This is a genomic window from Pseudomonas brassicacearum (genome assembly GCF_003732225.1).
Lineage (GTDB): Bacteria > Pseudomonadota > Gammaproteobacteria > Pseudomonadales > Pseudomonadaceae > Aquipseudomonas > Aquipseudomonas brassicacearum_E.
Map to the genome: position 1 here is coordinate 26,194 of NZ_MOBJ01000013.1, position 15,623 is coordinate 41,816.

Consider the following 15,623-nt stretch of genomic DNA (forward strand, 5'->3'; position numbering starts at 1 on the left):
AATGGGGTGGTGCAATACGGAGATGGACCTGCATCTGGGATATCAACCTCGCTACACTTTCGATGCCGACGTGTCTTCAATGGGCCGCGCACTTTCATTTTGGGTCGCCCAGAAATCCGCCGCTCTGGTGAGCCCACAACCTCGCGTAAAGACCTCCTTGCGCAAGCAGCGTCGTATGGTCGCCCTGCTCGACAACACATCCCTCATCAAGCACGATCAAACGGTCCATCGCGGCGATGGTGGACAGCCGGTGCGCGATCGCGATCACGGTCTTGCCTTCCATTAACCGGTAAAGGCTTTGCTGGATTACGGCTTCGACTTCGGAATCAAGTGCACTGGTCGCCTCGTCGAGCAGCAGGATCGGTGCGTCCTTCAGTATCACGCGCGCAATGGCGATACGCTGGCGCTGTCCGCCCGAGAGTTTGACGCCACGCTCGCCCACATGCGCTTCGTAACCACAGCGCTTGCCCGCATCGCCGAGATTTTGGATAAAAGTGTGTGCCTCTGCGCGCCGGGCCGCCGCCTCGATCTGCGCCAGCGTCGCATCGGGTCTGCCGTAGGAAATATTGTCAGCTACCGACCGATGCAGCAGCGAGATGTCCTGCGTGACCATGCCGATTTGGCTGCGCAACGAATCCTGCGTAGCGTGTGCGATGTTCTGCCCATCGATCAAGATGCGACCGCACTCCAGATCATGGAAGCGCAGCAGCAAGTTCAATAGCGTCGACTTGCCGGCCCCCGAGCGGCCGACCAGACCAATCTTTTCGCCAGGCCTGACCGTGAGATCCAGATTGTCGATCACGCGGCGACCGGTTTCGGCGTAGCGGAAGCTCACTCGTTCGAAGCATACCTCGCCACGCGTTACTGCGAACTCGACGGCGTCAGGCGCCTCGAGAACGGAAGGTGGGATCGACAGCGTCTTCATGCCGTCCTGCACTATGCCGACGTTCTCAAATAGACTGGTCATCTCCCACATGAGCCATTGCGACATACCCTGCAGCCGCAACGCCATAGCGGTGCCGGCTGCAACGGCACCCACTCCTACTGCACCTTGCGACCACAGCCACAACGCAGTACCCGTCGTGCCAATCGTGAGCCCAATACTCAGGAGATGGTTGACGATCTCAAAGGCGCTCACTAGCCGCATCTCGCCGTAGCCGGTGCGCATGAATTCTCGCATGGCCTCGCGCGCGAACCCTGCCTCGCGCTGCGTGTGCGAGAACAGTTTGACAGTGGCGATGTTGGTATAGGCGTCGGTCACACGTCCCGTCAACAGCGCACGCGCGTCAGCCTGCTCCTTGCCGAACTTGCCAAGGTGAGGCACGAAATAGAACAGCGCGGCGACGTAGAGGACGAGCCAACTCACAAAGGGCCATACCAATTGCGCATCAAGCATGCCAGCCAGGATGATCATTGTCGTTACGTATACACTCATAGTGACCATGACGTCGGCCAGCACGAAAATGGTTTCGCGCACTGCAAGTGAGGTTTGCATCACCTTGGCCGTGATACGACCCGCGAACTCATCCTGATAGAAGGCCATGCTCTGCCCCAGCATCAGCCTGTGGAAGTTCCACCGCAACCGCATAGGCAAGTTCACGGTGAGGGCTTGATGCTTGACGACAGTCTGCAGCGCCACTACGGCGATGCTGGCCACCATCACGGCGACCAGCCATAGCAATGTCTCGCCGCGCTCGACCCACAGGCGCGACGGCACCTGAACGCTGAGCCAGTCGACGATGTGTCCGAGCATGGCAATCAGCATCACTTCTAAGGCCGACATTATCATCGTGAGTACCGCCATAGCTGCGATCTTGCCGCGTACGCCCTGCGTACAAGCCCAAAGAAAGGCGAAGAAACCCCGAGGCAGCGGCGATGGCTCGGTGGAAGGGAACGGGTAGAGCAGTTTTTCAAAGAAACCGAGCAAAATATAACCTCCCCGCGACTGATGCCACACGTCCTACCGGATGTCGGGCAATGCTTTGACATACCAAGACAATGCGATAAATGCGCCGTTTGCGCGTCCGCTTAAGCACGCCGATTGTTAATCAACCTGGCTACCTTTTCGAAGGCGGCGGCCACATGCTCTATCGCGCTCGTATCGGCCAATAGCATGCGGTGAGGCAGAGCGATGCAGGACCTGGAAAACTCTTGCGCTATAGGCAATTGATAACGGGATGGATCGACTGCATCGGTGAATGCCTTGCCCAGTTCGAACCGGTTTCGCGAGAAGGGGTTGTAGAGACGATTCTGGTTAAGTGCGCTGTACATCGTCTTACAGGGCAACCGGATTTCCGCGGATAACGCCGCAGCGAACCGCTCAGCACCCTGCGTCTCCACAATTGACTGTGGCAACCGCACCACGTAGGTGTAATGCGCCCGCTCCGTGGTGCGAGGGGCGGTAGCCTGTGGCAGGAAACCAAGAGAAACCAGAAAGCTATCCAGAACGGCGGCATTACGCCGCCTATGTGCCAGTTGCTCGTCCAAGACCTCCAATTGCGCCACCAAGATGGCGGCATGAAACTCCGAGAGACAGTGGTTGTTACCCATGATCTCCGCAGTCTCAACCAGCGCCATCTCGTCTATTCCAGGCGGCTGCTCGGAAAGCGTTCGGCCGTCAGCCCGCAGATGCGCCAGGCGGCGTGCGAGGCCCTCGTTGTTAGTAATCACCGCCCCACCCTCGCCGCTCGTCAGCAGCTTACTGTGCTGCATAGAAAAGGTGCCTGCCGCGCCGAAGCAACCAACATGCCGACCGGCGTACCGCGCGCCATGTGCTTGGGCGCAATCTTCAATCAATGGAATGGAGTGCGCCTGGGCGATCGCCACCAGGCGATCCAGGTTGGCGACCGCCGATCCAAGATGGACCACAGTGATGGCTCGTGTACGCGATGTGATTGCGCGCTCAAGTGCCACTGGATCAAGGCAGCCGGTCTCGGGTTCCACGTCGGTCAGGACGGGGATAGCATTGATCCCGAGTACCGCGGACGCTGATGCAACCCAGCTCATGCCTGGCACGATCACCTCGTCGTACGCCCCGACCTCGCAGGCCTCCAAGGCCATGCTCAAGCTGGCGGTGCCTGTCGAGGACGGCACGCAATACCCGGCGCCAGTGTAAACGGCAAACGCCTGTCCGAAACACTCTTCCCAAGACGGTTGCCCACGATATTGACCACTGACGGACCATCGGTGGCTGCCGAGCACGGCATTGACATTACGTCGAGTGTTCTCATTGCTCTGGGGCCAATTGGGCCAATTCCCGTCGTAGACCGTAGCCCCTCCGTAAATTGCTAGCTTTTCCAACATGGATGCCTCCGTCAATCAGGGTTAATTCGGTCTGCCCATGACAGCCACGGGATCAGGCCAGCGGTTGTTCCAGATCAATTCTTTCGCTAGAGCGGATTCAATTTAAGCGGCGCCACAGGCGCTCCGCATATCGTGCGGTGCCTGTGCCAACACGGCCGGCATGTAGCAGCATCTCAGAGATGGTGGATGCACTGGTCTGTGAACGGTAGCCCCACATGTCTTCGCATTTGCTTTCCAACACAACTTCGATGTCGGCTGTCATGGCGGGTGTTAGGCCTTGAACGGCAAGCTGTCTTTCGAGTTCTGGGAGCGGCAAGCTCGAACTGTAGGGAACGTCTTCGTAGTAAAGGACTTCGATGTGATGCAGCGCATCTGCGGCAATTCGTACGATCTGATGATCGACATGCCCGCCAAGGCCGCACGGAGCAAGCACGACCTGAGGCACCCTACACGCCACGGCGTTACGGATCAGGTTCACGACGTCCTCGGTCCTGGGATCATCCGTGGCGGCGAGGCTAAGTTCCGTCGCTTTGTCATATCCCATCATAAAGCTGTCCGGACACGACAGGAGGTCGTAATCGATCCACCGTCGCGCGCAATACGCACGATCCTCCCGCTCCCGTTCTGCCGATATCGCATCTGCGGATTTCTCGCACGAAGCCTGCGGCAGTGCCCATCCGCTGTAGCCGAAGATTGTCATGAGACGCAGATCCGCTCGCATGGAAAGCCGCGCAACGATGCCTCCTATGGAGTAGGCAACATCATCCGCGTGCGGTGATAGCAGTAGGATGCGTCTGCCCATCATCGACTCCAGGGATGACGGGCTCATCGCTCCTCCTTGATCCAACGAATCGCTTCCTCGACAGGAACGACATCGTTGGCTCCGTCCATCATGCGAAAGGCTGCCTGGAAGCGCCGCTGCGGGCTGATCGACGCAGGGTCGCCTCTTCCGAACCGTTGCGAAGTGGCAGTGAGCCCTTTCTCGAAACGTTCGAGCAATTCGTCAAGCACATCGCCGGTCGCGAGCGAGACAGCTTGATTGTCCCCTTCGTATAGAAGTAGGCCCGCCATGGCGCAATTCGCGTACAGGGACTGATCCAATGCCTCGGTGGCACCCACGATTTGCAGCAGTGGACCATCGCCGTATATCTCGATCGGCAGCTCCCTGCGCTGCACGATATTACGCATTTCCGCAGCCAGGGTGGCTCCACATTGGACCAATCTCTGGTAACCGTCGTGGCTGTCCATATAGTCCAGTGTGGCCAACGCCGCCACGATCGGGATCGTGTCAAAATAGGCGGTATAGGTAAATTCCTTCGCCGCGGCCATCACATCGGGTCGACCCACCAGGCACGACAGTCGGTGGCCATTCGCCAATCCTTTGGCGAAGGTGTACAGATCGGCATGGAAGCCGACCGTCCCTGGAAATTGGGAGGCGCGCACCGAGCGGTAGCCTTGCTTGACATCATCGCAGCACAGCAGCACCCCCTCATGCCGAGCGATCTGCGCCAGCCGACGAAGTGTATCCGGTTGCAGGTGGACGTAGTCGGGCGACAAAATCACCAAGGCCGTTTGTCCGCGATGCCGTTCGAGCACCTGTTCCAGCAGTTCCGGCACAAAGTAGAAATCAACGACTCCACTCGCATTGGCTTCCAGCAAGTAGTCGCTGCTGGCCCAGTAGTCGCCCCAGCCGTGATAACCCGCACTCGCTATGACGTGCCGGCCCGTGAATTGCCGCGCAACCTGAACGGCGGCCCGGCAGGCTTCCGTCCCCGTACTGAACAGGGCAAGCCGTGCTTCGTTCATTCCGACGTCGTCGATGATCCGGTTTGTAAGCGCCTCATGCAGGTTGCTCCAGCAGGTCGCCGATGCCAGCCCGCTGTGTAAATGGCGCGTAATCGCTAAATTCACTGCTGGGTGGTGGTGCCCGAGCGTGACGCTGCCTTTGCCATTCATCAGATCGATATACTGCTTGCCGTCCGAGAGCGTCACCGTGGCGCCCCTAGAACTGACGGCGCGCAGCCTGGGTTGTGCGGTGTAGATGTCGGTAACGATGAGGTGAGGTCTGTCCATGTCATTTCCATGAAGGTGTGTTGATTTCGGCCAACTCGGAAGTTGTCCTGATCAATTGATGGAAATCTTCGCAGAGGGTGATGCGTCCACTTTCGCTGGGTATTCTCACGCTGCGAACCCTAGACTCGACGATCATCAACGCAGCTAGTGACAAGCTCTCCCGGACGCTCGACCAGGCGAGACCGCACAGTGATGCGAGCTGCCCAGCGTCTTCGATCGCCAGGCGATTTTCGAGAATGAAAGCTGCCAATTCCAGCTCGGGAAAGCTGACGTCACCCCAGTTCGCGTCCAGTTGAAAACGATGAAGCCTTCCGTGTTGGTCAACCTGCCAATGCCAACCGCCACTGCCATAACGCAGCGACGAACGGAACGCCCTGCCCGCCCGTCCCGGCCACGGTACCGGCTCCGCTAGAAACGCGCTCAGCGGCTCAGATATTTCCTGCAGCGGATCACAACCACAGCGCTCTCGCATGGTATCTGCCATTGCCGACCAGCGCGGATCAAGTGGCATGACCACAGGACTGTGGTATGTATGGGCAATGGTTTGCCGTGCAGGGACAGTCAGCCAGTTCGCCGCTTGAAGCAATAAGTCGGCTCGTCTCGGCTGGCTCGCGGTATGAAACTGCTCCTGGAATGATCGCGTGGCCCCGATGTCGATCGTAATGGCATAACCGTCAACTAGCCACGCTGCGCCCGTGGCACCCATCTTCCGCATGCGCTCGAACTCCGCACGACCGAATACGCCTTCACCGATGAAACGCAGATGTAACAGCGCATCACCATCAGGCCCGAGAATTTCGATCGGTGTCTTGCGTGGATTCACCAAAGACCGACGCCCGTTTAGGACCCGTGGGTCGTTCCACGGGAGCCAGGCGCGACTGAGCCCGTAACGCACCTCACCTTGTGGGCACCGGAAGTGCAGTCGCGCCTGGGCAGGGAGCGAAGGTATGCCCGCTGTGCCCCGCAGTCGTGCGATGAATTCAGGTTGTTCATCACGTAGCAAGCATTCCCAAAGCCGTGGTGCACGTGAGCCGCGCATCACGTACGCCGGTGGGTGTGACGGCATAGGGTGCGCCGCAGGCCCCTGCCAAAGCTTTCCGACGCTCGAGAACCATAGATCGACGCCGGGCTCGCGCAACGGCGCCGCTACACGTTCCATGGTGGCCCCGGTATCCGGCCGATCGTCCACCACCACGATCACGGGGGCGAATCGGTGCTCCAACCAGGCCCGAGCAGTTTCCAAGCCATCAGACGTCGCGCATCCTTCTCGCGGCCGCACCGTACACCAATGCACATCTGCGACACCCAATCCGGTCAGCACTGCCTTCCAGAGCGGAGCAAGATATGTTCCGCCGGTGCGGATCCCGACAATCAGGAATGCCCGATCAAGGCGCACCTGCGCGGTCAATCGGTCGGCGTCGCCGGCAATCAACGCGAGATCAGCAAGGTCGTAGCCGCAGCACTCCGGCATCGGCAGGTGGAGCACTTTGCTCAGGGAATCGGGTGATGAGTTTTCATGGAGTGCGACACTCGCAGATGTGAGGTGATCAACGTCTTCGGACGCAACCGCTACCTGCCCCAGCATCACCTGTGCGGCGCAATCGGCTTCGCATTCAGCGCGGCGAAGCTGCTCGTCGAGTTCTTCCATCGTCGTATCGCCGAGTACGCCGTTCAGTTTTCCCACAGCAAGCAGGTCCGCCCAGAATTGCACGCCGGCGCAGGCCACCAGATATCGGTCAATGGGTTCTGGGGCTGCTGCGGTACGCAGGTGACTCAGTACTCGTCCAATATTGATGCGCACCAGTCCCACAGGGGCTGCCTGGACAGGCTGGTTAACAAGAAGGTCGTTCATAGTTATCGCACTTACCGAGATCCGAGGGCGCGTCGATCGCGAAACACCTACGTAGTTAGAGATCGGCCGGCCCGCCATGGGCCCGGGTATGAACAGCGAACTTGTCACTGACGACTTTCCTCGACAGCAATATCCTTGATCCCCGTTAAGCAATTCTCAATGCAAGACTGAATTAGCGAAGCGTCGACCAGTATCAGAGGTCTGCCAACCGGTCCGGCCGGAACTCCCAGGCCGTCAAGCAAGATCATGGCAACCTGGTCAGGACGAGCGCAGACATAACCTCGCTTGTTGTCCAGGCGCAGCAGCGTCATCACTGCGACGACAGTAACTCCGACCGGCAACCGAACCGTCAGCCCGTTACGTCTGAGTAGCCGATAATGAAGACTCCGGTCTGCTTCGCTCAGCCGCCCTAAGCGACTGGCAACCTCCGCCGCCACGATCATTCCGAGGCCGACGGCTTCACCATGCGGTACTCGCCCCTCAGCAGCCAGTTCGATTGCGTGGCCAACCGTGTGGCCATATTCGAACACAAGGGCCTCTTTCCGTTCGTACTTGTCGGCCTTCATCACCTTTTGCTTTGCAAGCAAACCTGCCTCGACAATGACCATGAGTTCCGTATCAGAATAATTTGCGTCCTGCTTCAATCCACTTTCGAGCAGCGGAATGTTCTCGGTGGCAACGGTCAATGCGTTCTTGATGATCTCGTACATGCCAGAGCGAACCTGCGTCGACGGCAACGTCCGCAGGAAGTTAATATCAATCAAAACAGCCGTGGGCTTGTGAAAACAGCCCAGCAGGTTTTTGCCTACAGAAAGATTCACTGCCTGTTTGAGCGAGCCCACTGAATCCGCAGCCGCAATTAATGTTGTCGGCACATGTACGAAGCGAATGCCGCGAAACAGCAACGCGGATATTAACCCCGCGATATTTCCGATAACTCCGCCACCCACTGCAACAATCACACTACCCCGGTCGATGCCGCCTAGTACCATTTCTTGCGCAAGATACTCGACAGTTTCCAAGGACTTGAATGATTCGCCGTTGTCGACGACCCAAAGGCTAGCAAGAGTTTGAGTCGAAAGCTGCTCGCACAATACGCCCGCATGCAACTGACTGACTGTTCTATCGGTAATCAAGTGATAGCTTGAAGCGCTGAGCTCACGCAGTTTCGATATAATTTCATCCAGGCATCGAGTGCCAATCCAGACCGGATAACACTCATCTTCGAATTGAAGTCGCATGTTACGCATAAGGCTCTCTCAGTTATGCAAAGGATTTATAGCAACATGGCGCGCATCGCCACCTCGTCAGTCAACACACGCCCATCGGCATGTACTATGTCTAGCCACTAAACGCCAGACATCGCGGGGCGCCGACTCGCCAATCATACCCATGCGACAAACGTGTCTCGCATAAGAAAAGCCAAGCTTAATGAAACAAATCTTGCGCTACTTTCATGTGCATCTGTCGAACTCAGCGCGAACACTGGAAATATGAATATAGTGTTTCTTTGGTTCCGTCAACAAGTGCTGCTAGCACGTTACAATTTATGTGACTTGAGCATATACAATGCCAGAAAAGCCCTGCAAAGTTTGAAAAAGAACAGCCCTACAATGCCGTAGGAAACATACTACCTCTTTGCCTTGCCTAAAAATTAAATTTAAAATCTGAACCTCTTCACGCCGAGCCTTCTGCTATGGTGTATTTAATTAGACAAAAACAGCGTGTTTTTTATAGACGCTTATTCTTCATCAACGATAAAAAGCGCGTTACACTCTGAAGCAACACTACTCCATGAGCGACAATTACGCGCTTACAGCTTTGTTGTTCTAATGCGCGGATTATTCGATAGAAATTGCGAGACACCTTCATTGCGCGCCTCCATGCAACCATGTCAGAGAACGATTCATAACGATGACTTATTCATTAGAACAATACGTTGAAGACCGTCCGCTTGGTACATCCCATATGTATGGACTGCGTTCAAACACCCTACTAGATGATCCTTTCGACGTGGTCATCATTGGTAGCGGGGCTGCTGGTGCGGTTGCTGCTGACACCTTCGTTCGAGCCGGACTTCGCACCCTTTTGCTGGAGGAAGGAGCGAGACTCAAGTCCAGTGCGAAGAATGCGGACGTTGACGCGCATGCCGAACACGCATTGGCTGGCAATTCCGAACAAGGATGGAGTCCGCGTGGATGGCCATGGAGCACGCGCAATCTTGGTGGCGGTACGGTTTTCTATGGCGGTGCCTCGTTTCGGTATACCGAATTCGATTTCGACCCCAGTGAACGTATCCGTGTCGAGGGTCTACCGGTGAAATGGCCTATCTGCGCTTCCGATCTCGCTCCTTTTTACAACGAGATAGAGTCGATTCTTTCCATCGACCACGCGGGGTTCGAGTGCAGGCGAAGAAAAGCTCCAAATACGCTGAGCCTGCCCGCAGAACATCTTTGGAAAGGAGCACTTCGGCTCGGCCTGTCCCCCCGCCCGACTCCTGTAGCGATCGACCGCAGCCGGTGCGACCACTGCTCCTTATGTATATCGGCACAGTGCACGCGCGGCGCCAAGCGCGATGTGGTGAACTCCCTGCTCGGCCCCTTGGCCGATATGCCCAACCTGCTGCTGTTGACCGGTGTGAAGGCCATCGCGCTAATGCAGGAAAAATGCGATCGCGTCAGCGCAGTGCGGTGCATGGACACCGCAACTGGTCAAATTCGTTCCATCCGTGGGCATCGTTTTGTGCTGGCTTGCAATGCAATTCAAACGGCAGCGCTACTGCTGCGCTCCATCACACCTTATGCACCAAGGGGGCTTGGCAATGAGCACGACATAGTCGGTCGGGGTCTTTGCATGAAGCTTAGCGAGTATTCCCAGGGCGTGGTGCGTCTAGGCCGGCAACAAATCGACGATCATCCAATAGGTTATCGGGGTCCGTTTTCGACGGTCTGCACGCTTGACCATTATCTGGACGAGCGCTGTCCGACCGGTGTCGGCGGACTTATCTACGAAGCCAAGCACGACGACTGGAGCCTTCTGCAGGGCGATGGTCTGGTATTACGTGTGGAAACCGTTCTTGCTGACCATCCGTCTCTCGGGAATCGGATCCGACTCTCCAGTAGTACGGACTCATGGGGACTGCCGCGCTTGATGATCGACTACACGACTAATCCACAGGATCTGGCACGCTTAGGTTATATGGTGGAGCGCTCAGCCGATTGGCTCAGGGCCTCCGGCGCGCGGGATATCCAACATGAAACCTCGAATTTCGCGATGGGCAGCACTCACCTACACGGCACCTGCCGCGCTGGTGACGACCCGCGAACGTCCGTGGTGGATCGGGATGGCAAGCTCCATTCACTGGATAACGTCTACGTTGCGGACGGTAGCTACATGCCCTACCCCGGTGGAGTGAATCCCACTCTGACGATCCAGGCCAATGCCTTGAGAATTGCTCGCCAGATCGCCCGCGACGCAACGGGTCATGCGAGCGCCTCGCCAGCACTACAGCCCTTAGCTAACTGAGTTCAATCAGAAGGTGACCACACTCATGACACCCCACTTTATTCACCAACTCATCATTTACACGATCTGCAATGTGACCGGCGAAACCCCTGAAAATGTTACGGCCCTCGATAGGGTTGAATTGAATACACGTGACTGGGAGCAGGTCTTCAGCCGGCTGGAAGCGACGCTCGACATCCAGACCGGTATGTTGACTTCGGCCGAACGATCGATCTCCCTCGACGCGTTGATGCGTGTGCTGCACGCCAGGCTAACAGACGACATCATCACCTGACGTCTACTCTCGAACAGCCCTCAGCCCTAATTCATTTACCAAAGGCCTGACGCCTATGAAAGTTTTGAAGCTGACACCTTTTTTCCATCATCCGGATGCTGACTCGTGGCCAGCGAAGTACGACTCGGTAGGTGGCATGCAGATTCAGACTTGGCGACAAGCAGTTTGGCTCGCTCAGGAAGGTATCCATCAACATGTCATGACCATCGGTTTCCCCGGACTACCCAAGCTGCGACAGCTGCATCCGTTTCTGTGGGTTGAGCGCATGCTACTACCCATGCCGCAGATACGGTCCGAATTCAGCGGTTTGATAGGGCTGACGCAGTCGTGGGCGGTGGCAACACTGTCTGCGTTGCTCCAAAAAGGGCGTAAGCATGATTTCGATATCATTCATGCGCACCTCGACGGACAAATTCCGGCGCTGCTGGTCGCCTGTTTAGCGCCTCGATTGCTACGACGCCCGTTGATCCTGACGGTGCACTGCTCTCGTCTCGCGGTCTACACGCCGCATTCCTGGCTGGACATGCTTCAGCACCGTCTGGCCCGGTGGCTGGAACGCAAAGCCGTGGGCACGGCCTTCGCGGTAGTCGCCCTGACCCAGCGAACCGCCTCCCAACTCACACGTGATGCTCGTCATGTCGAGATCGTTCCCGACGTGGTCGACACCACGCAATTCGCGCCGCCCCAGCAAGAAGGCCTAACTGCGTTCCGCGAACGTCATAACCTGCGGCGGCAAACGGTGGGCTTTGTCGGACGCATCGCGAAAGAAAAGGGATGGCAGCATCTCATCCCGCTCGCTCAGGCGCTTCGCGAGCAAGAGTGCGAGTTGCTGATCGTCGGCGACGGGACACAACGGGACCGGCTGCGGCACGCCATTAACAAGGCCGGACTGCAGGACTGGGTGACGATTACGGGCTTCATCCCCAATCATGAAGTGCCCCTGGCGATAGCGGCCTGCCGTCTGATCGTGATGCCGTCAGCGTATGAAGAGTTCGGGGGAGCCAGCATTGAAGCACTGGCCACCGGCGTCCCGGTAGTGGCGTTTGCCGTTGGCGGCCTTTCGGAAATTCTGCGCGGTATAACTCCCGACCTGCTTATCGCACCAGAGGATACGCCCGCTCTGATTGCAAAAGTCAAGGCGGTGCTAGCCGGGCACCATTCGCAGAGTATCGATCCGGCTCGGTTGCGTACCTACGTTGAGCAACGTTATGCCCCATCCGCCATGGGCGCCCAAATTCTAGATCTATATCGATTGGCGCTGATCAACTCTACAAAACCTGTCAGATCATGAGTGCCGCGGTGCAGTAACTGCGCGGCATCGGCAAAGGCTCGCCCAATGGAAAACGACCCGCCACGGAGTATTTTCTATGTCGCTGATTCACCTCCCCAACACCGTTTCTGCATCAGAAGTGGTGCAGTGCTTGCGCGAGCACGGCTACGCCATCATTGACAAGCTCGTGCCCGGCACCGCTATGGATCGCATCGCCGAAGAACTCGAACCCTACACGGCGGTGACGTCCTTCGGGCCCGACGGCATTCTCGGTAGACGGACCAAACGCACCGGCGGCCTAATTGCGCGATCTATAGGGGCGCGTGAGTTGATCCTCAATCCTACTATTCTCGAGACTACACGGCGCTTTCTCTCTCACGCTACGACGTTTCAGATCCATTGCACTCAGATCGTGTCCATTCATCCGGGCGCAAGAGCACAGACGCTGCATCAAGACGAGGTAGCCTGGGACATGTTCCCCTTTCCCAACGACTATCACGTGCAATGCAACACCCTATGGGCCATGACCGACTACTCCGAGAAGATGGGCGCCACGCGCGTCGTACCCGGCAGTCACCGAGCGGGGCGCAGCGTCGAGTTTGAGATTGCGGCCAGCTTCCCTGCAGAGATGGAAAAGGGATCAGTGCTCGTCTACGACGGAAAGGTGTACCACGGCGGCGGAGCCAATCGTTCCAACCAAGTCCGGTCGGCCATCAACCTGACTTATGCGCTCGGCTGGCTTCGGCAAGAGGAGAACCAGTTCCTGTCCTGTCCACTGGAAATTGCCCGTACGCTGCCGGACGAATTGCTGCGTCTTATGGGCTATCAGTGCGGAGCGTTCGCCTTGGGCTACGTCCACGGGTTCGAAGATCCGATGACTGTGTTAGGACGGAGTCAACCTGGCAAACTCGTGGGCGCGGAGTTGATGCTGAAGGCCGAGCAGAGCGAGGATCGCAGGTCTTTCCTGCGGGAAGCAAAATTCGATTGAGGAACGTTTGGGAAGCGAGCATTTATGTCTGGCGGCAGAACCACAAGCTGGAAGACGGGAAATTCAGGCCACTACGGCAGGTCGGAAAACCTTAGAGTACGATTTTTCAGAATTCTGTGGGCTCCCCTGTTGCCCTACGGCAGCGAAAGCTCAGGGCCGGCGTTCGCCATCCCGCATGGTGTGGTGCTGTTCATCGGCAGCCTGTGTTTTATCGTGTTCCTTGCCGAAGGCGCAGTGCTGGACTGGAGCGCGGTGTTCCTCGCCTCCGAACGTCATCTCGACACAGCGTATGCAGGACTGGGCTATGCCGCGTTCGCCCTGACCATGACAATCGGGCGGCTGACGGGCGATGCCATCGTGCATAAGCTCGGGGCCACGCGCGTGATTGTGTTTGGCGGTTTGACCGCGGCTGCCGGTTTGCTGCTGGCAACCTTGGCACCGGCCTGGGAAGCCGCGCTGATCGGGTATGCGTTGGTCGGGGTTGGATGCTCGAACATCGTGCCGGTGCTGTACACCGCCGTCGGCAAACAGAAAGTCATGCCGGAAAGCATTGCCGTTCCGGCCATCACGACGTTGGGGTATGCGGGGATTCTGGCGGGGCCTGCGGTGATCGGTTTTATCGCCCACGGCAGCAGTTTGAGCTTTGCCTTTGGGTTGATCGCCGTGTTGCTGCTGGCTGTGGCGGTCAGTGGCAAAGCGTTGAAGCTTTGAATCAATAAAGCAAAAGATCGCAGCCTGCGGCAGCTCCTACGAAGATCATCACCAGTGGCGAGCCTTTACCACTCAGGCCGGCTGTCAGGTCGCCGTGCTTTGCTTTTGATCTACCCGCCCCGTCGGGAGGCTGAGTGGAGGCGTTCATCAGGGGGTTGGCGCGTAGCGCCGTACGGCGAAGCCGGACACATCGAGAGGAGGTCGTCGCGAAGCAGACCGTAGGCGATGCCCCCTGATGAATGCCGGAGCGAGGGAACGCCGAGCCTAAGCGAGGTGCCGGACGCTTGGGGCGAAGACTTTTGCTTACTTTTCGTCGTTTGGAAAAGTGAGGCGCCGTAAGGGCGAAACCATATGCAGCCGTTACCGCAGAAATGGATATGTACACCCGCAACAGATGGGTCGGCTATCAGGCCGCCAGAATCAAAAGATCGCAGCCTTCGGCAGCTCCTTGTATACCCTCCCAACGTAGGAGCTGCCGCAGGCTGCGATCTTGAACAGCGGGATGTTTAAAAACGCAACGTGGCACCGGTGGCAAGCCACTGTTCGCGGTCGTTGTTCAGGTGGCGTCCAACCACCAGATCGATATCGACCTGTTTGCCCAGATGCAGACGAGGTCCGGCCTGCCAGCCCTGATCGCCACCCTGCTGGCCAAAGCGCTCGGCAATCAGGGTCAGGGATTCGGCCAGTGCGTATTCAACGCCTGTGCCCCAGGTCCAGCTGTTGTTTTGTTTGCCGTCGTCGTACTCGTGGGTCCAGCCGGCACTGACGTTCAGGCGCAAGGGCTCGAAAGGCTGATACGTCATGGGCAGAGTCAGATCGGCGCCATCGAAGGAGTGGCGGCGGTTGAGGGCAAAATGTGCGCCCGCAGCGAGGGCCACTTCCAGCCCCAGATCGTCATCGCTGAACACCTGCGCCTTGATCTTCGGACTGACTTGGGTCTCCCGGTCGCCGTCGTCGTGGCCATGGGACACCGCAGCACCGAACTGCACCGAGGGCAGCGCCTTGAATGTGCAATCCTGGGACAGCTCCGTTTCATGGTTCGACTGTTGATGGCGCTGGCTTTTGTACCAGACGTCGACGTTGCATTCGCCGGGAGCGTTGATGGAGCCGTCGTCGACCACATAGGGGCCACCGGCGGCGTGGGCTTTGGAAGCAAGAGTCAGCAGAAGGGAGACGCCAACGGCCATACCGACAAACACAAGGTTTTGTCGCATGACCCCGCGTTTGTGGGGAGACAGATCATCAATAAAAGCAGTGAATGAATCGGCCTCAACGGCCTGCGCAGTGATTTTCGAATGGGCGGTGCGGCAAGGTGTGTAATTTGACATGATCGACCTTGAATACTTGTTCACGGAAACGCCCCTCACACCTGTAGCGAGGAGAGTTTTCGACAGCTAACGTTAATGTGTTCAACACTGCGGTAGTGCTCGAGTATTGAGAGTTACAACTAGGTTCTTCGGTCATCTTCGACGCTCCTGATCTTTCATTAATGGCAATAACGAGGGACCACCACCCAACTTGGCTGGACAGTATTCATTTCAATTTATGACAACTTTATTTCATCAAAATACATTCACAACCGGCAACCAAGCCTGACTTGCAACCCATGCCGAGCGCAGCCTACAGC

At 57.5% G+C, this 15,623-nt stretch carries 11 protein-coding genes and 1 pseudogene; 5 read left to right on the forward strand and 7 right to left on the reverse strand.

All coding sequences use genetic code 11. From position 1 onward, the window contains the following. Nucleotides 1-94 precede the first annotated feature (94 nt). The 6 genes from BK659_RS19395 to BK659_RS19420 form a co-directional block, all read right to left on the reverse strand. Nucleotides 95-1,927, reverse strand: a complete 1,833-nt coding sequence (locus BK659_RS19395) for an ABC transporter ATP-binding protein (protein WP_123426585.1) — start codon at nucleotides 1,925-1,927, stop codon at nucleotides 95-97. Between the two features lie 101 nt (nucleotides 1,928-2,028). Continuing rightward, on the reverse strand, nucleotides 2,029-3,303 hold the full coding sequence (locus BK659_RS19400; protein ID WP_123426586.1) for a DegT/DnrJ/EryC1/StrS aminotransferase family protein: 1,275 nt from the start codon (nucleotides 3,301-3,303) through the stop codon (nucleotides 2,029-2,031). A gap of 97 nt (nucleotides 3,304-3,400) precedes the next feature. Then, nucleotides 3,401-4,132 carry a PIG-L deacetylase family protein gene (locus tag BK659_RS19405; RefSeq protein WP_123426587.1) on the reverse strand — a complete coding sequence of 244 codons (732 nt, stop codon included), beginning with the start codon at nucleotides 4,130-4,132 and terminating at the stop codon, nucleotides 3,401-3,403. Continuing rightward, the gene (locus tag BK659_RS19410; RefSeq protein WP_123426588.1) at nucleotides 4,129-5,376 is read right to left on the reverse strand and encodes an aminotransferase class III-fold pyridoxal phosphate-dependent enzyme; all 1,248 of its coding nucleotides are present in this window, start codon (nucleotides 5,374-5,376) and stop codon (nucleotides 4,129-4,131) included. Before BK659_RS19410 ends, BK659_RS19405 begins: the two co-directional genes overlap by 4 nt. A 1-nt stretch (nucleotide 5,377) precedes the next feature. Beyond that, nucleotides 5,378-7,228, reverse strand: a complete 1,851-nt coding sequence (locus tag BK659_RS19415; RefSeq protein ID WP_123426589.1) for a hypothetical protein — start codon at nucleotides 7,226-7,228, stop codon at nucleotides 5,378-5,380. A 104-nt stretch (nucleotides 7,229-7,332) separates the two neighbouring features. Further along, nucleotides 7,333-8,478 (reverse strand): 2-deoxy-scyllo-inosose synthase, encoded by a 1,146-nt coding sequence (locus tag BK659_RS19420; RefSeq protein WP_123426590.1) that lies wholly within the window; start codon nucleotides 8,476-8,478, stop codon nucleotides 7,333-7,335. A 664-nt stretch (nucleotides 8,479-9,142) separates the two neighbouring features. On the opposite strand from BK659_RS19420, the gene BK659_RS19425 reads away from it, so the two are divergent. The 5 genes and pseudogenes from BK659_RS19425 to BK659_RS19445 form a co-directional block, all read left to right on the forward strand. Beyond that, nucleotides 9,143-10,753 (forward strand): GMC oxidoreductase, encoded by a 1,611-nt coding sequence (locus tag BK659_RS19425; RefSeq protein ID WP_123426591.1) that lies wholly within the window; start codon nucleotides 9,143-9,145, stop codon nucleotides 10,751-10,753. Nucleotides 10,754-10,778: 25 nt separating this feature from the next. Then, nucleotides 10,779-11,027, forward strand: a complete 249-nt coding sequence (locus BK659_RS19430; protein ID WP_123426592.1) for a DUF6137 domain-containing protein — start codon at nucleotides 10,779-10,781, stop codon at nucleotides 11,025-11,027. Nucleotides 11,028-11,082: 55 nt separating this feature from the next. Then, a complete protein-coding gene (locus tag BK659_RS19435; RefSeq protein WP_123426593.1) occupies nucleotides 11,083-12,318 on the forward strand; it encodes a glycosyltransferase in 1,236 nt (411 codons plus the stop codon). 76 nt (nucleotides 12,319-12,394) lie between these two features. Next, a complete protein-coding gene (locus BK659_RS19440; protein ID WP_123426594.1) occupies nucleotides 12,395-13,285 on the forward strand; it encodes a phytanoyl-CoA dioxygenase family protein in 891 nt (296 codons plus the stop codon). 126 nt (nucleotides 13,286-13,411) lie between these two features. Then, nucleotides 13,412-13,996, forward strand: a pseudogene (locus BK659_RS19445) (MFS transporter); the annotation flags it as partial. Between the two features lie 506 nt (nucleotides 13,997-14,502). Here the strand turns inward: BK659_RS19445 and BK659_RS19450 are convergent. Then, nucleotides 14,503-15,324: a hypothetical protein gene (locus tag BK659_RS19450; RefSeq protein WP_123426595.1), complete on the reverse strand. Its 822-nt coding sequence runs from the start codon at nucleotides 15,322-15,324 to the stop codon at nucleotides 14,503-14,505. Nucleotides 15,325-15,623: the final 299 nt, after the last annotated feature.